The sequence below is a fragment of the Pantoea sp. S62 genome, from assembly GCF_016658625.1.
Lineage (GTDB): Bacteria > Pseudomonadota > Gammaproteobacteria > Enterobacterales > Enterobacteriaceae > Pantoea > Pantoea vagans.
In genome coordinates, this window is the sequence record NZ_JACVVI010000007.1 from 151,283 (window position 1) to 173,633 (window position 22,351).

A 22,351-nucleotide genomic window follows, 5' to 3' on the forward strand; every position below is an offset into this window, starting at 1 on the left:
ATACTGGCGGGCATTGTCCTGTCTGCTATCTGGGCTTTTTTCATCGTCGGGAGAGAATTTTTTTGCGCGTAAGCCGGTCACTTACGATAAAGCAGATGGCGACAGTTTCGCTGGTTGCGGTTATCACCATCAGTATCTTTATCGTCATCCAACTGTTTCATTTTGTGCAGCAGCGCAGGATTGACTATGCCCAGCAGATGGAGAATATCGCACACACCGTCCGCCAGCCGCTGTCGGAAGCGGTGCTGCGTGCCGATATTTCTCAGGCCGAACGCATTCTTCATTCACTGAAGCCAGCCGGTATTTTATCGCGCGCCGATGTGGTGCTGCCGAATGCGTTCCAGGCCCTGCACGCCGACTTCGAGACGGAAAAACCGGTGCCGCTTCTGGTGGCCCGCCTGTTTGAGCTGCCGGTGCAGATTACCCTGCCGCTCTATTCGGTGGAAAATACCGGGATGCCGAAGCCGCTGGCCTATCTGGTGTTGCAGGCTAACTCGACGCGCGTCTACCAGTTTATCCTCAGCACGCTCTCGACCATGATCATCACCTACCTGCTACTGGCGCTGATCCTCTCCGTGGCGATCAGCTGGTGCATCAACCGGCTGGTGGTGCATCCGCTGCGCAATCTCTCACGGGAATTGCAGGAGCTGCCACCGCAGTCGATTCTGACGCATAAACTGACCCTGCCGCAGAGCCACCGCGATGACGAAATCGGCATGCTGATCCGCAGCTACAACCGCAATCAGCAGGTGCTGGAGTCGATTCATGACGAGATGAGTCGGCTGACCACCCATTTTGCCGTCACCGATCTGCCTAACCGTACGCTGTTTCTGGCGCTGGTCGAGCAGTTCATGTGCAACCCTGAACAGCCACTGGGTCTGATGGTGATCCGCATTGAAACGCTGCAGGAAGCTAACGGCGTACTGAGCGATGAGCAGCGCGATACGCTGATGCTGACGCTGGTGGAGAAGATTCGGCATACGCTGGATGACCATACCCTGCTGGCACAGACCGGTGTCAGCGACTTCGTGCTGTTAATGAAGCGCGCCAGTAATCCGTTCCGTGCGCTGCGCCTGGCGCGTAACCTGATGATTCGCCTGAATCAGCCGGTCAACCTGCATCAGTTGCAGCTGCGTCCTAACGTCAGTATTGGTCTGGCGCTGCGCGACGATCGGCCGCTGAGCGCGAATGAGCTGCTTGACCGCGCGACCTCGGCGATGATGTCGGCCCGTCATCAGGGTAAAAATCAGATCCTGTTCTTTGACGCTGCCCTGACCGAGCGCGCGCAGAAACGCCTGACGCAGGAGCATGACATTCTGCAGGGGCTGCACGATGAGCAGTTCGCCCTCTACCTGCAACCTCAGGTGGATATGCGCACCGGCACGTTAACCGGCGCAGAAGCGCTGCTGCGTATGCGCCAGCCAGATGGCAGTTACGGTCTGACCGAAGAGTTTATTGCCAGTGCCGAAGAGATTGGCGTGATTAGCGCGATTGGCCGCTGGGTGTTTGAAGAGGCGTGCCGCATTCTGGCTGGCTGGCAGCGACAGGGCATTATGCTGCCGCTGAGTGTGAATATTTCCGCGGTGCAACTGCGGGATACCGGCGTAGTTTCTCATCTGAAATCTTTGCTGGCGCGCCACCGCATCGCACCAGGCACCCTGGTGCTGGAAGTGACAGAGACGGCTCAGCTTGACGATGCGGAACAGGCGATATCGATGCTGCGACTGTTGCAGCAGACCGGCGTGGCGGTGGCGCTGGATGATTTCGGCATGGGCTATTCCAACCTGAACTATCTCCATCAGCTCAAAGCGTTGCCGGTTAACAAACTGAAGATGGATCGCAGCTTTGTGGCGGCACTGCCGCATGACGACACCATGGTCCGCATCGTGGCGGCCATCGCCGAGATTATTCATCTTGAGGTGATTGCCGAAGGCGTGGAAACGGCAGAGCAGCGCGACTGGCTGCTGGCGCGCGGTATCGCTATCGGTCAGGGCTATCTCTATGCGGAAGCGCTGCCGGTGAGCCGATTCAACCAGACGTGGATCGAAAACTCCTCACTGCCGCAATAATTGCCTGATTCATTGATTTTGCGAGAATTTTAGTTACAAAACCCCTTGCTGAAGCGTTTCAGTTCAGAATTACGATCCCAGGGTTTCCTGGGCGTTTGTCACCCTGTATTAATCACGTAAACAGAGTGTTATTTTCAGGTTGCTGTCAGGCGCCACCTCTGTTGCCCGCCAGTCACAATAACGAATCCGACAACATCACCTCACGGCGTTAGTGGACACCTGTTTATGAAAACCTCACTTTTTAAAAGCCTTTACTTCCAGGTGCTGATGGCGATTGGCATCGGCGTTTTGTTAGGCCATTTTTACCCGGAGTTAGGGACTCAGATGAAGCCGCTGGGAGATGGCTTTGTTAAATTAATCAAGATGATTATCGCCCCGGTGATTTTCTGTACCGTGGTGACCGGCATCGCTGGCATGGAAAGTATGAAAGCGGTAGGGCGGACCGGCGCAGTAGCCCTGCTCTATTTTGAAATTGTCAGCACCATCGCGCTGATTATCGGCCTGATCGTGGTGAACGTCGTGCAGCCAGGTGCCGGGATGAACGTTGATCCTGCCACGCTGGACGCCAAAGCCGTGGCGATGTACGCCCAGCAGGCAGAACAGCAGGGCATCGTTCCTTTCTTGCTGGATATTATTCCTAACAGCGTGATTGGCGCCTTTGCCAGCGGCAACATTCTGCAGGTATTGCTGTTCGCCATTCTGTTTGGTTTTGCCCTGCATCGCCTGGGTAATACCGGCACGCTGATTTTCAACGTGATTGAAAATTTCTCAAAAGTGATTTTCGGCATCATTAACATGATCATGCGTCTGGCACCGATAGGGGCATTTGGCGCAATGGCGTTTACTATCGGTAAATATGGCGTGGGATCACTGGTGCAGCTCGGCCAGCTGATTATCTGCTTCTACATCACCTGCGTGCTGTTTGTGGTGATCGTGCTGGGGCTGATAGCGCGTCTGTTTGCCGGATTCAGCATCTTTAAGTTCATTGCCTACATCAAAGAAGAGCTGCTGATTGTGCTGGGAACCTCCTCTTCCGAGTCTGCGCTGCCGCGTATGCTGGATAAGATGGAGAAACTGGGCTGTAAGAAATCAGTGGTCGGGCTGGTGATCCCCACCGGTTACTCCTTTAACCTCGACGGCACATCGATTTACCTGACCATGGCGGCGGTGTTTATCGCTCAGGCGACCAATGCGCACATGGATATCTTCCATCAGATTACGCTGCTGGTGGTGCTGCTGCTCTCCTCGAAAGGCGCAGCGGGGGTAACCGGAAGCGGATTTATCGTACTGGCGGCGACGCTCTCTGCGGTAGGACATCTGCCGGTGGCGGGTCTGGCGCTGATACTCGGTATTGACCGCTTTATGTCCGAAGCCCGTGCGCTGACTAACCTGATCGGTAACGGTGTGGCTACCGTGGTGGTCGCGAAGTGGGTCGATCAGCTGGATCATAAACAGCTGACCGACACGCTGGCAGGCCGTAATAAGGAGAATAAAGCGTCTGAATCTTCAATTTAATCATTGAATTTCACTTAAATCCCCACAAATGCCCGCTGTCGCTTGCCCTGACAGCGGGCATTTGCATAATGAACCCCACTTGTTTTTTTTGACGTTTTTCACTTCGTTGCGCGACATCCTGAGCTTCCTGTGGTCAAACACTCTGTTGTTGGATAACAGCGCGATTCGGCGCCAGCCGATTCGTTAATAACAGCGGCAATATGCGCCAGTGATAACGATATTTGAATTATTTGAGTAGGGGTTCACATGCAGGGCACCAGAATTCGGCTTTTGGTTGGTGGATTAGTGCTGGCAGGCAGCTTTGGTCTCCAGGCAGAAACGCTGCAACCGGATCCGGCCTGGCAGGAAGGCAAGCTGGATAATGGATTTAACTGGCAGTTACTGGCCACACCGCAGCGCCCCAGTGACCGCATTGAACTGCGACTGGTGGTGAACACCGGTTCGCTGGTGGAAAGTGCGCAACAGACCGGCTTCAGCCATCTGCTGTCGCGTCTGGCGATGGTGCATAACACGGCGCTCGATACGCAGCAGCAGCGCGCGCTATGGCAACAGGCGATGGATCCTCAGCATCCGCTGCCGCCCGTCATCGCCTCCTATGATTCCACCCAATATAATCTGAGTCTGCCGAATAACCGCCCCGAGCTGCTGAAAGAAGCGCTGAACTGGCTGGCGGCCACGGCAGGCAATATGGCGATCACTGAAGAGGTGGTTAACACCGCGCTGGCCGCTTCCGATCCGGTGGCGACCTGGCCGAAAGATCCGCAGGATGTCTGGTGGCGCTACCGCCTGAAAGGCTCCGCGCTGCTGGCGCACGATCCCGCTGCACAGCCCCGTGCGCCGGTTGATTTAACCCAGCTCAGCGATTTTTATCATCAGTGGTACACCCCGGACGCGATGACGCTCTACGTGGTAGGCAACGTCGACAGCCGTAACCTCTCAGAACAGATTAACAAAACCTTCTCGGCGTTAACCGGCAAACGTGAAACCCCTGCGCCACTGCCCACCCTGTCACCGCTGCCACACGAGCCGGTGAATCTGGTCAGCAGCAACATGACCCAGGATCGTCTGTCGCTGGTGTGGGATACGCCGTGGCAGCCGATTCGTGACTCTCAGAATCTGCAGCGTTACTGGCAGGGCGATCTGGCCCGTGAAGCGCTGTTCTGGCATGTGCAGCGTGCACTCAGCGACAGCAAGGCACAGGGCATCCAGGTCGGATTTGACTGCCGTGTGCTTTATCAGCGTGCGCAGTGTTCTATCAACCTGGATGGGCGCAATGAAAATCTGGCGCAGAATATGAATCTGGTGGCCCGTGAGCTGGCAAACGTGCGTGATAAAGGTTTACCGCAGGAGGAGTTTGATGCGCTGATGGCGCAGAAGCTGCTGGAGCTGAACAAGCTGTTTACCACGTATGCCCGTACCGACACCGATGTGCTGATGAGTCAGCGCCTGCGCTCGCAGCAGAACGCCGTGGTTGATATCGCGCCTGAGCAGTATCAGAAGCTGCGTCAGACTTTCCTGGCCGGCCTGACCCGTGAACAGCTGAACCAGGAGCTGCGCCAGCAACTGACGCAGGAACTGATGATGGTTCTGATTCAGCCGGAAGGCGAAGCAGAAACCAACGTGAAGAGCCTGCAAAACAGCTGGGACAAAGTGATGTCACCATCAGCGGCACCGGCGACCAGCAATGAAGCCAGTCCGCCGGATAGCAACGTCAAAGACGTTCCGCCCGCCGCGTAACGTCAGGTTTTTGCCCTGAGCCATTCGGTCACTAACATCGGCCAGCTGGCGAGGGGCAAATCCGCCACGCCACGGATACCAAATCCGTGCCCGCCTTTCTGATAGAAATGCACCTCTGCCGGAACTTTGTGCTCACGCAGCGCGCCGAAAAACGCCATGCTGTGATTCACGGAGACATCATCATCGTCGGCGGCGTGGATTAACAGCGTCGGCGGCACCAGCGGATGAACCCGGGTTTCCATTGAGTAGGCTTCAATCGTTTTCTGATCCGGCCACGCACCCAGCAGGCGGGTTCTGGCACCTTCGTGGGCGAGGCCGTCACGCATGCTGATCAGGGGATAGACCAGTACCATCGCATCCGGACGCGGCGAGAAGTTTTCAGCGCCATCCTGCACCGGATAGAGTTTCTCTGCGAAACGCGTGCCCAGACTGGCTGCCACGTGGCCACCCGCCGAAAAGCCCATCATCACAATGTATTTACCGTTCAGGCCACGCTGTGCCCGATCACGCAGGACGCGAACCGCACGCTGTGCATCGGCCAGCGGCGCATCGGGGCCTTCGTGATGTCCGTCGTAGGGCAGGCGATAGGTCATGACCGCCAGGGTATAGCCCATGGAGGTAAAGAAGGTCGCCAGCGCGCTGCCTTCACGATCGATCATTACACGCTGATAGCCACCGCCCGGAGCGACCAGCAGGGTAATGCCGTTGGATTCGACCGGATGCCAGATCGCCATCTCCGGGCAACGCACGCCGGTAGCGGCGCGATCGTAAGGCTCATACTCTTTTGCCATATCGACAATCTGCGGTTCGGCGCGGGAGTCGCTGGCGCCTGGCGCATCACCGTGTGGCCAGATATTAATAATTTCTGTGTGCATAAATAGATCCTGATGCGGGGAATATTTTAATTGTTTTGTTCGCGGCCGGAGAGAACAGCGTCCTGCTTTCTTTTGATTAAAAGATGGTCTTTTTTCAGGCGGTCGTCCATCCGAAAAGGGCGAATCTGACCAGATTCGGACTATGCCTGGAGTGAGAACTGTCTGCGTAAATGATTAATTTTAATCAATAAATTATAAGAGGGATTAACGGGGATTGCCGCAGGGTGTCTGTTATTAACCACTAATTTTCAGCTTAAGGTAAATGGCTGGCACGGGCCGCTTTGTTAGCCGCAATTTACCGGATATCACGCTGTTTGCTGTTAAGACGACATAATGCTTTTAATGACAGAGTGATCTCCGCCTCGATGCTGAGATTAATGTGCCAGTCTCATTTGCGAATGGTCAGCATCATTGACCACGAGGCAGTTTCCTGTTGGTTGATGCGGTTTAACATAACATCATCCGTCTGTTCACAACGGTAAGATGTATCTCATGTTTGATACCGATCTCTCCACCAGACAAACCTTTGGTCGCCTGTGGCCGACAATTTCTCCTTTCAGGCTGGGACTGCTGGTTGCGGGTGTTGCCCTGATCGTCAATGCTGCTATAGACCCGTTTATGCTGACGTTACTGAAGACGCTGCTGGACGATGTGATTGGCAAAAATAACCACGGCATTCTGGTCTGGATGCCGCTGGTGATTATCGGGCTGATCCTGATCCGCGGTGTCAGCGGTTATATCTCGAGTTACTGCATCTCCTGGGTGTCAGGCAAAGTGGTCATGACCCTGCGTCTTCGGCTGTTCAGTCACATGATGGGCATGCCGGTGTCGTTCTTTGATCAGCAATCAACCGGCACGCTGCTCTCCCGTATCAGCTACGACTGCGAACAGGTCGCGTCTTCCTCTTCCGGATCGCTGGTCACGGTAGTACGTGAAGGGGCCTCGATTCCTGGCCTGTTTGTCATGGTGTTCTACTACAGCTGGCAGCTTTCCCTGATCCTGCTGTTGCTGGCTCCCATTGTGTCGCTGGCGATCCGCATCGTCTCCCGGCGCTTCCGCCGCATCAGCAAAAATATGCAGAACACCATGGGGCAGGTGACCTCTCATGCAGAGCAGATGCTGAAAGGGCATAAAGAGGTGCTGATGTTCGGCGGTCAGCAGGTTGAGACCGACCGCTTCGGCCAGGTCAGCAACAAAATGCGTCACCAGGGAATGAAAATGGTCTCGGCGACCTCGCTCTCCGATCCGATTATTCAGCTGCTCGCCTCCTCAGCACTCGCCTTTGTGCTTTATGCGGCCAGCTTTCCCTCGGTAATGGCCACGCTGACGGCGGGCTCCATCAGCGCGGTGTTTTCCGCCATGCTGATGCGTCCGCACTGACCAACGTCAACGCCCAGTTCCAGCGCGGCATGGCGGCCTGTCAGACGCTGTTTGCGATTCTGGATACGGAGCAGGAGAAAGACGAAGGTACACGCGTGGTTAAGCGCGCCACCGGCAACATTGAGTTTCGCGATGTTACCTTTACCTATCCGGTCGCGGAAACCCCGGCGCTGCAGCATATCAATCTGACGATTCCCGCCGGTAAAACCGTGGCGCTGGTTGGCCGTTCCGGTTCGGGTAAATCGACTCTCGCCAGCCTGCTGACGCGCTTTTACGACATCGACAGCGGCGAAATTTTGCTGGATGGGCATGATCTGCGTGATTATTCACTGGCCTCGCTACGCGAGCAGATTGCGCTGGTTTCTCAGCATGTTCACCTGTTCAACGACACGGTCGCCAACAACATTGCTTATGCCCGCACCGATGTTTTCCGCCGCAAGGAAATTGAAAAGGTGGCAGAGATGGCTCATGCCATGGAATTCATTAATAAAATGGATAACGGACTGGATACGGTGATTGGGGAAAATGGGGTGCTGCTGTCGGGTGGACAGCGCCAGCGCATCGCGATTGCCCGCGCCCTGTTGCGCGACAGCCCGATTCTGATCCTCGACGAAGCGACCTCGGCCCTGGACACCGAGTCTGAACGCGCGATTCAGTCTGCGCTGGAAACACTACAGCAGAACCGGACCACGCTGATCATCGCTCACCGGCTCTCAACCATTGAAAAAGCAGATGAAATTCTGCTGATTGAAGAGGGGAGAATTGTGAAGCGCGGCTCGCATCAGCAGCTGCTGCAACAGAACGGCGCGTATGCGCGGCTCTATCAGATGCAGTTCAGTCAGTCGCTGTGTGCATAAGAGGCATGAATGCCCAAAGCTAAAAAAATGCGCCCAGGGGCGCATTTTCCGTCATCTGCATTCGCAGAGCGATCTTTACGACGCTAACTGCTTCAGTATCACTCAGGCATCGCCGCCGCCGGAATAATCGCGCCGCGATGCTGAATCACGGTGCTGGCGGTCAGGTGTCCGCGCTGCGCGGCGGCCTCCGCTGAGGCACCCGTCAGACGACGCGCCAGATATCCGGCACTGAATGAATCGCCAGCGGCTGTCGTATCGATCACTTTCTCTTTCGCCAGATGTACCGCAGGCACCTCGATCAGCGGCGCATCGCCGATAGCGACCAGACAGGAGTCTGCACCTCGCTTAATGACGATTTCGCTGGCACCGGCCTGACGGGTACGCGCAATAACGTCATCGAGTGGCTGCTCGCCCCACAGCAGATGTTCATCATCCAGCGTCAGGAAAGCGATATCGGTACAATTCAGCATGGCGCGATACGTAGCCTGCGCGCTGGCGCGATCGGCCCATAAACGCGGGCGGTAGTTGTTATCAAAAATCACCCTGCAGCCATTCGCCCGGCAGCGGGCCAGCAATGCCATCAGCTTCTCACGGCTTGCCGGCGGCAGAATCGCCAGACTGATGCCGCTAAGGTAGAGATAATCGTAGTGCGACAGCTGTTCGGCTATCTCTGCGGATTGCGGGCTGTCGAGCCAGTAACGCGCGGCAGCATCACTGCGCCAGTACCAGAAGGTACGCTCGCCATCGGCATCGGTTTCAATCACATACAGGCCCGGCATCTTATTATCGAGGCGCTGAATCAGGTCCGTATTCACCTTTTCCTGCTGCCAGGCGGCGATCATCTGATCGCTGAACGAATCCGTGCCCAGCGCGGTAACATAATCGACCCGTAACTGCTGCTCATCAACCTGGCGGGCGAGATAAACGGCCGTGTTAAGGGTATCGCCGCCAAAGCCCCGCTTAATGTTCTCACCCTTTTCGGACAGCTCAATCATGCATTCGCCGATGATGGCGATTTTCTTCTGCGTCATGGTTTCAGACCTGTAGTGAAATATCGCCTTAGTCTCGCGTCTGGTATGGCAGACGTCAATGGTTTTAAAACGGTGTTTTAATTTAACTTAAGGCGCTAAAAGGCCCCGATCCGGGCGATAAGAGCGGCTAATTTCGGCCTGTTTTACCGATTATGCTAACGAATCGGCTGGTAAACTCTCCGTTTTCATACGGCCGCCCCATTCATCTCATTATCACAGGCATTTACGATAATCACTTCAGTCTCCCGTTTTGGGGACGTGTTACCAACCAGGAAAATAGCATGGTGATGGAGAGTATTAGCCAATGGCTGCCGTCTTCAACCGACCTTAATCTCCACACGGAAACGCCGCTCTTCTGGCAACAATGTCATCGACGCTATCGGTTTCAGCCGATCTATCGGGTAACCGGTCGGTTACTCGCCATTGAACTGCTGACCGCCGTCTATCATCCCATGGCGCCGGAACGGAATCTCTCGCCTGAAGCCTGGTTTGCCGGACTCGACATCGCTCAGCGCCTGAACGTCGTGTATGAGCAGCTTGAACTTCTCGCAGAATGGACTGCATTTTTTGAACGCAATGATGTGGTCGCCTCGGTCAACATAGACGGCCCCTCACTGCTCGCCATTCAGCATCGACCTGCTATTCGCCAGCTTATTGCCCGGCTGCCCTGGTTACGCTTTGAACTCACCGAGCATCAGGTGCTGCCGCAGGAGGAGAAAGTAGCGAAAATTCCAGAGCTGGGGGCGCTGTGGCTGGATGATTTCGGTTCGGGTATGGCCAATTTCTCGGCGCTGACCCAGCTCAACTATGATTACATCAAGCTCTCGCGCGACCTGTTTGTTTTGCTGGGCACCACCGATGAAGGGCGCAGCCTGTTTTCTATGCTGCTGGCGCTGATCAATCGCTACTGTAACGGCGTCATTGTTGAAGGCGTTGAGACGGAAGCGCAGTGGCAGCAGGTGAAAGCGTCCCCCGCTATCGCAGCCCAGGGCTACTACTTTTCGCGGCCTGTCCCATTTTCTGAACTGAATCATCTCACTATCCAGCTTCCCTGATGCCGTTGCTCGCCGTCTCGACTATCTTTAACGCAGACCGTGAATGTGCAAGGAGAAAGCGTAATGTCGCGTACCGGGAAAATAGTCAGCTGGGTAGCAGGAATTCTGGTGTTATTAATCGTGGTGATTATCGTCGTCATCGCCACCTTTGACTGGAATCGCCTGAAGCCCACCATCAATCAGAAAGTCTCTGCCGAATTAAACCGTCCCTTTGCGATACGGGGAGATTTGGGTATCGACTGGGCAAGAAATCGCGACGAGGCAGGCTGGCGGCGCTGGGTTCCGTGGCCGCAGGTGCACGCGGAAGATATCATGCTGGGCAATCCGCCAGACATTCCTGACGTCACGATGGTGCATCTGCAACGTGTGGATGCCACGCTGTCACCACTGTCGTTGCTACATAAAGAGCTGTTTATCCCGTGGATTAAGCTGCAGCGGCCTGATGCCCGGCTGATCCAGACTGCAGATAAAAAGAACAACTGGACCTTTACCCTGGCCGAAAGCGACAAAGACGAGAAGAATGCCGCGCCGTCTGCGTGGTCCTTCCGTCTGGATAATATTCTGTTTGATCAGGGACAAATCCGTTACCGCGATGCCGTTAACCGTGCAGATGTCACGGTGCAGGTCAATCCGCTGGGTAAACCAGTGCCTTACGCGCAGATTGCCGGCGGCGATGACCAGCAGAAGGGCGCGGGCGATTTTGTCTTTGGCTGGAAAGCCAGTGGCACCTATAACAACGAGAAACTCACTGGCGACGGCAAAATCGGCGGCATGCTGTCGCTGCGCAGCCAGAACACCCCGTTCCCGATTCAGGCCGATGTGCGCAACGGCTCCACGCGCGTGCAGGTGACGGGCGGGTTGCAGGATCCGATGAACCTCGGCGGGCTTAACGTGCGGCTGCGCTTCGCAGGCGATACGCTGGCGAATCTCTATGGCCTGACCGGCGTCCTGTTGCCTGACACACCCCCTTATGAAACTGATGGCCATCTGATTGCGAAATTCAATGGCGAAAAAGGTGCGGTCTACCGCTATGAGAAATTCAACGGACACATTGGCGACAGCGATATTCATGGCTCGCTGATTTACACGCAGGGCAAACCCCGTCCGACGCTGACCGGCGAACTGACCTCGGAGCAGCTGCGTATGGCCGATCTGGGGCCGCTGATTGGCGTGGACTCCGGCAAAGGCAGTGAAAAAACCGCGCAGGCCAAAGCCCGTCGCGGTGAGAAATCGAATCAGCCTGCCGACCGCGTGCTGCCGCATGATAAATTTGAGACTAAAAACTGGGACGTGATGGATGCCGATGTGAAGTTCAGCGGCAAACGAATCGAACACAGTAATTCCCTGCCGTTAAGCGATCTCTATACCCACTTACAGCTGAAAAGCGGCGATCTGCTGCTGGATCCGCTGCGCTTTGGTGTGGCAGGCGGCAGTCTCAACAGTACCATCCGGCTGGAGGGCGATCGATCGCCGATGCGTGGCCGGGTTGACCTTCATGTTCGTAAGCTGCAACTGCGTCAGCTCTTCCCGACGGTGGACGCAATGAAAAACAGCCGTGGTCAGCTCAATGGCGATGCCAGCTTTACCGGCACTGGTAACTCAGTGGCCGATCTGCTGGCGACCAGCAACGGTCAGCTTAAGCTGCTGATGAATGATGGACTGATCAGCCGCAGCCTGATGGAGATTGCCGGACTCAACGTCGGTAACTACGTGGTCGGCAAGCTGTTTGGCGATGACCAGGTGCGTATCAACTGCGCCGCGACCGATCTCAGACTGCAGAATGGTGTGGCGACGCCTAACCTGTTTGTGTTTGATACCGAGAACGCGATTATCAATGTGTCAGGTAATGCGAACTTCGGCAGTGAGCGGCTGGATCTGTCGGTGAATCCGGAGAGCAAGGGCATCCGCATCGTGACGCTGCGCTCCCCGCTCTACGTGCGCGGCACCTTTAAAAATCCGGATGCAGGCGTGAAAGCGGGGCCACTGCTGGCCCGCGGTGCCGCTGCCGTGGCACTGGGTGCGGTCGTCGGTCCGGCAGCGGCCCTGCTGGCCATGATCTCGCCAAGTGATAACGAAGACAATCAGTGCAGCACCGTCCTGCAGCAGATGAAACAGAAGAAGTAACTAGTTGCGGTAGAGCACTTTGATAATGTGATAACCAAAGCCGGTCTTTACCGGCCCGTAAGGCGTCAGCAGCGGGCAGGTAAAGACCGCTTTATCAAAGGCCGGCACCATCTGTCCCTGCCGGAACTCGCCCAGATCGCCCCCCTTACGGCCGGAAGGACAGGTTGAGTGCTTCTTTGCCAGCTCCTGAAAATTGCCGCCTTTCGCCAGTTTCGCCAGAATCTCTTTTGCCAGCGCTTCCTCTTTGACCAGGATGTGTAAAGCCGCCGCGGTTTTCGCCATGTTGGTATCTCGGTTGTGTATAATTGCCGCCCAGTATAAACCCCTTTCTTTTGATTCAATCAGGCGATTTCTTTTATGCGTTTAAACCCCAGCCAACAACGTGCCGTCGAATTTGTTACCGGTCCCTGTCTGGTGCTGGCGGGCGCGGGATCGGGTAAAACCCGCGTGATTACCAACAAAATCGCCCATCTGATTCGTGAATGTGGCTATCAGGCGCGCCACATCGCCGCGGTAACGTTTACCAATAAAGCTTCGCGCGAAATGAAAGAGCGTGTGGCGCAGACGCTGGGCCGCAAAGAGGCGCGCGGCCTGCTGATCTCAACCTTCCATACGCTGGGACTGGAGATCATCAAACGCGAAACGGCGGCGCTGGGCATGAAGTCGAACTTCTCGCTGTTCGACGATCAGGATCAGCTCGCCCTGCTGAAAGAACTGACCAAAGAGTGGCTGGAAGAGGATAAGACGCTGTTGCAGCAGCTTATCTCCACCATCTCGAACTGGAAAAACGATCTGATCGATCCGCAGGGCGCTGCTGCGCAGGCGAAATCACAGCAGGATAATATCTTTGCCCACTGCTATGCCCTCTATAGTCAGCATCTCAAGGCGTGCAACGTGCTGGACTTTGATGACCTGATCCTGCTGCCGACGCTGCTGCTGCTGCGTAATCAGGAAGTGCGTGAGCGCTGGCAGCAGCGTATCCGCTATCTGCTGGTGGATGAGTATCAGGACACCAACACCAGCCAGTATGAGCTGGTTAAGCTGCTGGTTGGCACACGTGCGCGCTTCACGGTCGTCGGCGACGATGACCAGTCGATTTACTCCTGGCGCGGCGCACGGCCGCAGAATCTGGTGCTGCTGAATCAGGATTTCCCGGCGCTGGAGGTGGTGAAGCTGGAGCAGAACTACCGCTCTTCGCAGCGCATCCTGAAGGCGGCCAATATCCTGATTGCCAATAATCCGCACGTCTTTGAGAAGCGGCTCTTTTCGGAGCTGGGGCAGGGCAGCGAGCTGAAAGTGCTGACCGCCAACAGCGAAGAGCATGAGGCGGAGCGGGTCACCGGTGAACTGATCGCGCATCACTTTATTAACCGCACGCAGTACAAAGATTACGCGATTCTGTATCGCGGCAACCATCAGTCACGGACCTTTGAAAAGTTTCTGATGCAGAACCGCATCCCTTATCGCATCTCTGGCGGCACCTCTTTCTTCTCCCGGCCGGAGATTAAAGATCTGCTCGCCTATCTGCGTGTGCTGACCAATCCTGAGGATGACAGCGCGTTTCTGCGCATCGTTAATACGCCGCGCCGCGAGATTGGCCCGGCCACGCTGCAGAAGCTCGGTGAATGGGCCAATCTGCGCAGCAAGAGTCTGTTTAACGCCAGTTTTGATGTCGGTCTGGGGCAGACGCTGAGCGGCCGTGGTCTGGAGCATCTGCAGCGCTTCACCCACTGGCTGAATGAGATTATCCAGCTGAGCGAACGAGAGCCGGTGAATGCCGTCCGCGATTTGATTCGCGGCATCGACTACGAAAGCTGGCTGTTCGAAACCTCGGGCAGCCCCAAAGCCGCCGAAATGCGGATGAAAAACGTCAACACGCTGTTTCAGTGGATGACTGAAATGCTCGAAGGCAGCGATATCGATGAGCCAATGACGCTGGCGCAGGTGGTGACGCGCTTTACCCTGCGCGACATGATGGAGCGCAGTGAAAGCGATGAAGAGCTGGATCAGGTGCAACTGATGACGCTGCACGCCTCTAAAGGTCTGGAATTCCCCTATGTGTTCCTGGTGGGCATGGAAGAGGGACTGCTGCCGCATCAGAGCAGCATCGATGAGAACAATATCGAAGAGGAGCGTCGCCTGGCTTACGTGGGGATCACGCGGGCGCAGAAAGAACTGACCTTTACCCTGTGTCGTGAACGCCGGCAGTATGGCGAGTTAATCCGGCCTGAACCGAGTCGTTTCCTGCTGGAGTTGCCGCAGGACGATCTGCAATGGGAGACCGAGCGCAAAGTGGTCAGTGCGGAAGAGCGGATGAAAACCGGGCAGAGTCGGGTTGCCGGATTGAGAGCGATGCTGGATAAGGCGAAGAAGAGTTAAACCTCGCGTGAGGCGAAGGAAATTCGCCTCACGCGCGTGCTATTATGACAGGGTTAACAACCAGTGGACGTAAGACTGATAGTGGCTTTCCTGCTCCAGCAGTTCGCTGCGCAGCGGATGCGCCTCCAGCCAGCCTGCGGGCAGGGTCAGATGCAGGGCATCATCGTCTGCCAGTAGCCGCACTGCAGGCAGGGTGTCATCGCGACGGCGGGTGGAGAAAATAATCGCCAGCCGCAGCAGACGGCACATCCGTTCCGCCAGACGCGGCGGCAGCGCGTTTTGCTGAGTCAGCAATGCCAGATCGATGCTGCCGCTCTGATTTTGCAGTAAACAGGCCAGCAGCTTCTTCTGCGCCGGTGTGAAGCCAGGCAGATCGAGGTGACGCACCAGATACGCCGCGTGCTGTGGCGCATGACGGAAGTCGACGCTCAGGCCAATTTCGTGGATCGCGCAGGCGCTGAGCAGCAGCTCACGACAGCGCTGATCCAGCTTCCACGGCGTGGAAACCTGACGGAAAAAACTCTCAGCCAGCTGACGCACGCGGTCTGCCTGTTCGACATCAATGCTGAAACGGCGCTGGACGTTGTGCAGCGTACGGGTACGGATATCGCGGTCAATCGGCAGATGAAGCATGCCGTAAACCAGTCCTTCCCGCAGTGCACCACCAGCCAGCGTCATGCTATCAATGCTGAGCGTCTGGAAGATAGCGATCAGGATCGACAGGCCGCTGGGGAACACCAGTGCCCGTTCCAGCGTCAGTCCTTCAATTTCCAGCTCTTCCAGTTTGCCGCACTGAATGGCGCGCTGCTTCAGCTGCTGCAGTTTATTCAGCGTGATGCGCTCATCCATACCCTGCGCCACCATGATCTCCTGCAGCGCCTGAACCGTGCCGGATGCACCGACACAGGCCTGCCAGCCCTGTGCACGCAGCTGCGCGGCAATCGGCTGGATCATCTCACGGGCCGCCTGCTCAGCCTGGTCGAAGTTCTCTTTTGCCAGATGACGATCGCTGAAGAAGCGCTCCAGCCACGTCACACAGCCCATCGACAGGCTGAACAACACGGATGCGTGTGAGCCGTCGCCGGTAGCCAGTTCGGTACTGCCGCCGCCGATATCGACCACTAAGCGCTTGTCGGAACCGCCGGTAGTGTGGGCCACGCCCTGATAAATCAGGCGCGCCTCTTCTTCACCGCTGATGACGTTAATGGTACAGCCGAGAATCTGCTGGGCGGTGTCGAGGAAGGTCTGCGCATTGGCAGCCAGACGCAGCGTGGCGGTCGCCACCACGCGAATCTGATCGGGGGGAATATCCTGCAGTTGTTCAGAGAAGAGTCTGAGGCATTGCCAGCCACGCGACATCGCGTCGGCTGACAACAGGTTATTTTTATCCAGACCGGCAGCAAGGCGAACCTTACGCTTAATTTTTGCGACGGTCTGAATACTGCCAGAGACTTCGCGCACCACCAACATATGAAAGCTGTTAGACCCTAAATCGATCGCTGCATAAAGTGACGACGCGCTGAGCATGGTGGCCTAACCTGAACGTTTGCGGTTGTTGTTGCGTGGAGCTCCGCGACGATTGGCGTTATTCCCTCCGCGACGCTGGCCATTGCCGGTACGGCTGCGTTGCAGACGCTTAGGCGGCGGTAAATCGGTTAACAACGCTTCGCTGCTGTACTTGCTGACCGGAATGCTGTGGCCAATGTACTCTTCAATTGAAGGCAAGTTCAGTGCGTACTCTTCACAGGCCAGGCTGATAGAGTGTCCGCTGGCGCCGGCACGACCGGTACGGCCAATACGGTGAACGTAATCTTCACAGTCATCTGGCAGATCGTAGTTAAAGACGTGCGTCACAGCCGGAATGTGCAGGCCGCGAGCGGCTACATCGGTGGCGACCAGAATATCCACATCACCTTTGGTGAAGTCATCCAGAATGCGCAGGCGCTTTTTCTGAGCCACGTCGCCGGTCAGCAGACCAACACGGTGTCCATCGGCAGCCAGATGGCCCCAGATATCTTCACAGCGGTGCTTGGTGTTGGCGAATACAATGGCGCGATCTGGCCACTCTTCTTCCAGCAGGGTCTGCAGCAGGCGCATTTTCTCTTCGTTAGACGGATAGAAAAGCTCTTCCTGAATGCGATGGCCGGTTTTTTGTTCCGGTTCCACTTCGACATATTCAGCGCTGTTCATGTGCTCAAACGCCAGTTCACGGACGCGGTAAGAGAGCGTCGCCGAGAACAGCATGCTCAGACGCTGCGTAGCAGGCGGCATGCGACGGAACAGCCAGCGGATATCTTTAATAAAGCCGAGATCGAACATGCGATCGGCTTCGTCCAGCACCATGACCTGAATGGCACCGAGATTGACATGATTCTGCTTCGCGTAATCGATCAGGCGGCCGGTGGTTGCCACCAGAATATCAACGCCCTGTTCCAGCACTTTCAGCTGTTTGTCATAACCGTCTCCGCCATAGGCGAGACCCAGTTTCAGGCCGGTTGAGGCGGTAAGGGGTTCGGCATCCGCATGAATCTGCACAGCAAGTTCACGCGTCGGCGCAAGAATTAAAGCCCGTGGCTGGTTAACCTGACGACCTTCCGCCGCAGGATGAGAGAGAAGATGATGAAACGTTGACGTCAGAAACGCCATCGTTTTGCCGGTACCGGTTTGCGCCTGGCCTGCAACATCACGCCCTGAAAGCGTAAAAGGCAGAGCTAACGCCTGAATCGGCGTGCAGTATTGAAAGCCTTTACTATCAAGGGCTTCCACCACTTTTGGGTGCAGGGCGAAGTCGGAAAACTTCTGTTCAGTTAAGTGTGTTTTGCTCATAGTGTGGTAGAATATCAGCTTACTATCGCTTTACGAAAGCGTATCCGATGAAATAAAGTCAACCAACATTGGTATATATTACGCCAATTCGCCAGGCATAATCTTTGGAGTAAAACATGAGCAGCGATAAAATCGTTCATCTGACTGATGACAGTTTCGACACCGACGTGCTGAAAGCCGACGGCGTTACACTGGTAGATTTCTGGGCTGAATGGTGTGGTCCTTGCAAAATGATCGCGCCCATCCTTGATGAAGTTGCAGAAGAGTATGATGGCAAGCTGACCATCGCTAAGCTGAATATTGATGACAACCCAGGCACGGCACCGAAATACGGCATTCGTGGTATCCCGACGCTGCTGTTGTTTAAAAATGGCGAAGTCGCCGCGACCAAAGTGGGCGCGCTGTCTAAAGGCCAGCTGAAAGAGTTCCTGAACGCCAACCTGGCGTAATTCAGGGCTGAACGTCTGGCAGTGGTGAATTTATCTCCTGCTGCTGGACGTTCGCTTTCGGGCGTGCTAAGTTACCAATACTGCATTACGAACTTACCTTGTAGTTTGCATCTGAAAGTTTTCCCTTGTTGAACCCTGTCGCCCTGTACCTTATAAAGATAGAACGGTTCAGCAATCTTACGGTTAGCTCCAACTCTGGCATCACATTCGGACATCTGCCTGCATACCGATCGCCATTTCATACGATGATCGTCGGGAAGAGCCGAAAAGAGCCATTAACGGCATGGATTAATTGCCATACCACTCACGACAAACATTCCGAGTATTACCCCGAGTTTAAGAACCCATCACTATGAATCTTACCGAATTAAAGAATACGCCGGTTGCTGAGCTGATTACTCTCGGCGAAAATATGGGGCTGGAAAATCAGGCTCGCATGCGCAAGCAGGACATTATCTTTTCCATCCTGAAGCAGCACGCGAAAAGCGGCGAAGACATCTTTGGTGATGGCGTGCTGGAGATTCTTCAGGATGGATTTGGATTCCTCCGTTCCGGAGACAGCTCCTACCTCGCCGGCCCTGATGATATCTACGTTTCCCCCAGCCAAATCCGCCGCTTTAACCTCCGCACTGGTGACACCATCTCTGGCAAAATCCGTCCACCAAAAGAAGGTGAACGTTATTTTGCGCTGCTGAAAGTTAACGAAGTTAACTACGACAAGCCGGAAAACGCGCGTAATAAGATTCTGTTCGAAAACCTCACGCCGCTGCACGCAAATAAACGTCTGCGTATGGAACGGGGTAATGGCTCAACGGAAGATTTAACCGCTCGCGTACTCGATCTGGCATCACCGATCGGTCGTGGCCAGCGTGGTCTGATCGTGGCACCGCCGAAAGCCGGTAAAACCATGCTGCTGCAGAACATCGCGCAGAGTCTGGCGTACAACTACCCGGATTGCGTGCTGATGGTGCTGCTGATTGACGAGCGTCCGGAAGAAGTGACCGAGATGCAGCGTCTGGTGAAAGGCGAAGTTATCGCCTCAACCTTCGATGAGCCTGCTTCGCGCCACGTTCAGGTTGCTGAAATGGTGATCGAGAAGGCCAAGCGTCTGGTTGAGCATAAAAAAGATGTCATCATCCTGCTCGACTCCATCACACGTCTGGCGCGTGCCTACAACACCGTGGTGCCTGCTTCAGGTAAAGTCCTGACCGGTGGTGTGGATGCCAACGCCTTGCATCGTCCAAAGCGTTTCTTTGGTGCTGCACGTAACGTGGAAGAGGGCGGAAGCCTGACCATCATCGCGACCGCGCTGGTCGATACCGGTTCGAAGATGGACGAAGTGATTTACGAAGAGTTTAAAGGTACCGGTAACATGGAACTGCATCTCGCCCGTAAAATTGCTGAAAAACGCGTCTTCCCGGCGATTGATTACAACCGTTCTGGTACGCGTAAAGAAGAGCTGCTCACCTCTCAGGAAGAGCTGCAGAAGATGTGGATCCTGCGTAAGATTATTCACCCGATGGGCGAAATCGACGCAATGGAATTCCTCATCAACAAACTGGCGATGACCAAAACCAATGATGAATTCTTCGATATGATGAAGCGTTCATAATCCGATACTGCCAGGCCGGACCACAGATTCGGCTTTTTTAGTTCAAATGCGCAGAAAATCGACCTTACGCCACGTCTCAACGTGGCGTTTTTCATTTGTGAGCTATAGGATTGAACACTGGCAGGAGCATTTATAATGACTGTGGTAGTGATGGCGAATTTATGACCGTTCGTCTGTCTCTTTATGCAGAATTCGGAATCCGACACAGCACCAGGCGCGCTTTTTCGCGTATTGTGGTGCGGGATGTTAGCTGAGAGCGTTTAACGTGAATTTACTCACTATGAGTACTGAGCTTGGTTTAATTTTTCTCTTTTCCCTGGCTTTCCTCTTTTTTGCTCGAAAAGCAGCTAAAAAAATTGGTTTAGTTGACAAGCCTAACTCACGTAAACGTCATCATGGCGCGATTCCGTTGGTGGGCGGCATTTCCGTGTTCGCAGGTATCTGCTTTACGTTTGCCATCACCAACTACTATCTGCCACACGCGCTGCTCTATCTGGGCTGCGCCGGGGTTCTGGTGCTGGTTGGCGCACTGGATGACCGATTCGATATCAGCGTCAAAATTCGCGCAGTCGTACAGGCCATCGTCGCGCTGGTGATGATGTTTGGCGCAAAACTCTATCTGCTCAGCCTGGGCTTTATCGTGGGTCCGTTCGAGCTTATCGTGGGGCCCTTCGGCTATGTGCTGACCCTGTTTGCCGTCTGGGCTGCGATCAACGCCTTTAATATGGTAGACGGGATCGATGGTCTGCTGGGCGGACTCTCGTCGGTCACCTTTGCCGCGATGGGCATCATCCTCTACTTCGACGGCCAGACCAGCCTCGCGATGTGGTGCTTTGCGATGATTGCTGCCACGCTGCCCTATATTCTGCTTAACCTCGGCTTCCTGGGGCGTCGCTTCAAAGTCTTTATGGGCGATGCCGGCAGCACCATGATCGGCTTCACCATTATCTGGATTCTGCTGGAAACGACGCAGGGCCTGAGCCATCCCATTACACCCGTTACCGCACTCTGGCTGATCGCCATTCCGCTGATGGATATGGTGGCGATTATGTATCGTCGTCTGCGCAAAGGCATGAGCCCGTTCTCGGCCGATCGTCAGCACATCCACCATCTGATTATGCGTGCCGGTTTTACCTCGCGTCAGGCCTTTGTCCTGATTACCGTTGCGGCGGCCATCCTCGCTGGTATCGGTGTACTGGGTGAATATCTGGCGTTCATTCCGGAGTGGGTGATGCTGCTGCTGTTCCTGGGCGCTTTTATGGTTTATGGCTACTGCCTGAAGCATGCGTGGCGCGTGGCGCGACGCGTCCGGCGTATCAAGCGTCGTCTGAGCCATCATCGCGAAGCAAAAAATAAATGAACCCGATGCTGAAAAAGGATACCTCTGCCATGCCTGCTGACGTTGTGGACAACGAACTGGATATTCGCGGCCTGAGCTGCCGTTTATGGCGTGGCAAACGCTGGATTGTCGGGCTGGCGCTGCTGTTTGCTCTGATCGCCTGGCTGGCGACGCTGCTATTGAAACAGGTCTGGAGCACCACGGCGATCACCGATCGCCCGACGGTGAACATGCTGGGCTCTTACTATGCGCAGCAGCAGTTCCTGACCAATCTGGATGTGCGCAACAATGCCCTGACGCTGGCTGCACCGTCACCGACGGTGATGGATCAGGTTTATCAGGAGTTCACCATGCAGCTTGCCTCCTGGGATACGCGTCGGGAGTTCTGGCAGCAAACGGATTACTACAAGAACCGTAAAACCGGCAATGCGCATAACGATGCTGCGCTGCTCGACGATTTGATCGGCAACATCCTGTTCACGCCCGCAGACGCAGCACATAACCTGCCCGATAACGTCAAACTTAAAGCGGAAACAGCAGGCGACGCTAACAATCTGCTGCGGCAGTACATCGCTTACGCCAGTGAGCGCGCCGCGCGTCATCTGAATGATGAGTTAAAAGGGGCCTGGCGGGCGCGTACCGATCAGTTGCAGGCGCAGGTAAAACGTCAGGAAGATGTGGCTAATGCGGTATTCCAGCGCCAGCAGCATCGGCTGGAGCAGGCGCTGAAGATTGCCAGCCAGCAGGGCATCAACGAGAAACAGACGCGCGAAGCGGGTGAGAACCTGGCAGACAGCGACCTGTTCCTGCTGGGCCAGCCCGTTCTGCAGGGACAGCTGGATACCCTGCGCGCCACCGGTCCGGAATTTGATATCAGCTATGATCAGAACAGAGCAATGCTGACCACGCTGCAGACCGGGCCAAAACTGAACAGCCAGTTCCAGACCTACCGTTATCTGCGTACGCCGGAAGAGCCGGTATCACGTGACAGTCCGCGACGTCTGTTCATGATGATTATGTGGGGTGCCGTTGGGGCATTAACAGGCGCGGGAGTGGCGCTGGCACGTCGTCCGCGTCTGATGTCAGACACGCATGATTGAGAG

At 55.4% G+C, this 22,351-nt stretch carries 15 protein-coding genes and 1 pseudogene; 11 read left to right on the forward strand and 5 right to left on the reverse strand.

The features are described 5' to 3' along the window. Positions 1-62 precede the first annotated feature (62 nt). The 3 genes from hmsP to IBT54_RS12615 all read left to right on the forward strand — a co-directional run bounded on the left by hmsP (position 63) and on the right by IBT54_RS12615 (position 5,321). Positions 63-2,069, forward strand: coding sequence for a biofilm formation regulator HmsP (hmsP, locus tag IBT54_RS12605; protein WP_201252244.1), 2,007 nt, complete (start codon positions 63-65; stop codon positions 2,067-2,069). Between the two features lie 225 nt (positions 2,070-2,294). Then, positions 2,295-3,584 carry a dicarboxylate/amino acid:cation symporter gene (locus IBT54_RS12610; RefSeq protein ID WP_013359658.1) on the forward strand — a complete coding sequence of 430 codons (1,290 nt, stop codon included), beginning with the start codon at positions 2,295-2,297 and terminating at the stop codon, positions 3,582-3,584. A 246-nt stretch (positions 3,585-3,830) separates the two neighbouring features. Beyond that, positions 3,831-5,321 carry a pitrilysin family protein gene (locus IBT54_RS12615; RefSeq protein ID WP_033734794.1) on the forward strand — a complete coding sequence of 497 codons (1,491 nt, stop codon included), beginning with the start codon at positions 3,831-3,833 and terminating at the stop codon, positions 5,319-5,321. 2 nt (positions 5,322-5,323) lie between these two features. On the opposite strand, the gene IBT54_RS12620 is transcribed toward IBT54_RS12615, so the two are convergent. After that, positions 5,324-6,196 carry an alpha/beta hydrolase gene (locus IBT54_RS12620; protein WP_095706411.1) on the reverse strand — a complete coding sequence of 291 codons (873 nt, stop codon included), beginning with the start codon at positions 6,194-6,196 and terminating at the stop codon, positions 5,324-5,326. A gap of 492 nt (positions 6,197-6,688) precedes the next feature. Between IBT54_RS12620 and msbA the strand changes: the two are divergent. After that, positions 6,689-8,433 (forward strand): annotated as a pseudogene (gene msbA, locus IBT54_RS12625) (lipid A ABC transporter ATP-binding protein/permease MsbA). Between the two features lie 98 nt (positions 8,434-8,531). On the opposite strand, the gene IBT54_RS12630 reads toward msbA, so the two are convergent. After that, a complete protein-coding gene (locus IBT54_RS12630) occupies positions 8,532-9,464 on the reverse strand; it encodes a sugar kinase (RefSeq protein ID WP_201252245.1) in 933 nt (310 codons plus the stop codon). Positions 9,465-9,745: 281 nt separating this feature from the next. Here IBT54_RS12630 and pdeH point away from each other — a divergent pair, with 281 nt between their 5' ends. Together pdeH and IBT54_RS12640 are read left to right on the forward strand one after the other, a co-directional pair. Continuing rightward, positions 9,746-10,519, forward strand: coding sequence for a cyclic-guanylate-specific phosphodiesterase (gene pdeH / locus IBT54_RS12635; RefSeq protein WP_095706409.1), 774 nt, complete (start codon positions 9,746-9,748; stop codon positions 10,517-10,519). A 63-nt stretch (positions 10,520-10,582) separates the two neighbouring features. Continuing rightward, positions 10,583-12,643 carry an AsmA family protein gene (locus IBT54_RS12640; protein WP_201252246.1) on the forward strand — a complete coding sequence of 687 codons (2,061 nt, stop codon included), beginning with the start codon at positions 10,583-10,585 and terminating at the stop codon, positions 12,641-12,643. Here the strand turns inward: IBT54_RS12640 and ppiC are convergent, their stop codons facing one another. Then, the gene (gene ppiC / locus IBT54_RS12645) at positions 12,644-12,925 is read right to left on the reverse strand and encodes a peptidylprolyl isomerase PpiC (protein WP_008926423.1); all 282 of its coding nucleotides are present in this window, start codon (positions 12,923-12,925) and stop codon (positions 12,644-12,646) included. 75 nt (positions 12,926-13,000) lie between these two features. On the opposite strand from ppiC, the gene rep reads away from it, so the two are divergent. Beyond that, positions 13,001-15,022, forward strand: coding sequence for a DNA helicase Rep (rep, locus tag IBT54_RS12650; RefSeq protein WP_201252247.1), 2,022 nt, complete (start codon positions 13,001-13,003; stop codon positions 15,020-15,022). A 42-nt stretch (positions 15,023-15,064) separates the two neighbouring features. Here the strand turns inward: rep and gppA are convergent, their stop codons facing one another. Both gppA and rhlB read right to left on the reverse strand, forming a co-directional pair. After that, positions 15,065-16,549 (reverse strand): guanosine-5'-triphosphate,3'-diphosphate diphosphatase, encoded by a 1,485-nt coding sequence (gene gppA, locus IBT54_RS12655; protein WP_013359669.1) that lies wholly within the window; start codon positions 16,547-16,549, stop codon positions 15,065-15,067. 6 nt (positions 16,550-16,555) lie between these two features. Beyond that, complete coding sequence (rhlB, locus tag IBT54_RS12660) at positions 16,556-17,848, reverse strand: ATP-dependent RNA helicase RhlB (protein WP_013359670.1); 1,293 nt, start codon at positions 17,846-17,848, stop codon at positions 16,556-16,558. A gap of 116 nt (positions 17,849-17,964) precedes the next feature. Here rhlB and trxA point away from each other — a divergent pair, with 116 nt between their 5' ends. The 4 genes from trxA (at position 17,965) to wzzE (ending at position 22,348) form a co-directional block, all read left to right on the forward strand. Then, positions 17,965-18,297 carry a thioredoxin TrxA gene (trxA, locus tag IBT54_RS12665; RefSeq protein ID WP_003851963.1) on the forward strand — a complete coding sequence of 111 codons (333 nt, stop codon included), beginning with the start codon at positions 17,965-17,967 and terminating at the stop codon, positions 18,295-18,297. Between the two features lie 352 nt (positions 18,298-18,649). Beyond that, on the forward strand, positions 18,650-19,909 hold the full coding sequence (gene rho / locus IBT54_RS12670; protein WP_003851960.1) for a transcription termination factor Rho: 1,260 nt from the start codon (positions 18,650-18,652) through the stop codon (positions 19,907-19,909). Positions 19,910-20,189: 280 nt separating this feature from the next. Continuing rightward, positions 20,190-21,269 carry a UDP-N-acetylglucosamine--undecaprenyl-phosphate N-acetylglucosaminephosphotransferase gene (wecA, locus tag IBT54_RS12675; RefSeq protein WP_033784413.1) on the forward strand — a complete coding sequence of 360 codons (1,080 nt, stop codon included), beginning with the start codon at positions 20,190-20,192 and terminating at the stop codon, positions 21,267-21,269. Between the two features lie 5 nt (positions 21,270-21,274). Continuing rightward, a complete protein-coding gene (wzzE, locus tag IBT54_RS12680; protein ID WP_255359549.1) occupies positions 21,275-22,348 on the forward strand; it encodes an ECA polysaccharide chain length modulation protein in 1,074 nt (357 codons plus the stop codon). Positions 22,349-22,351: the final 3 nt, after the last annotated feature.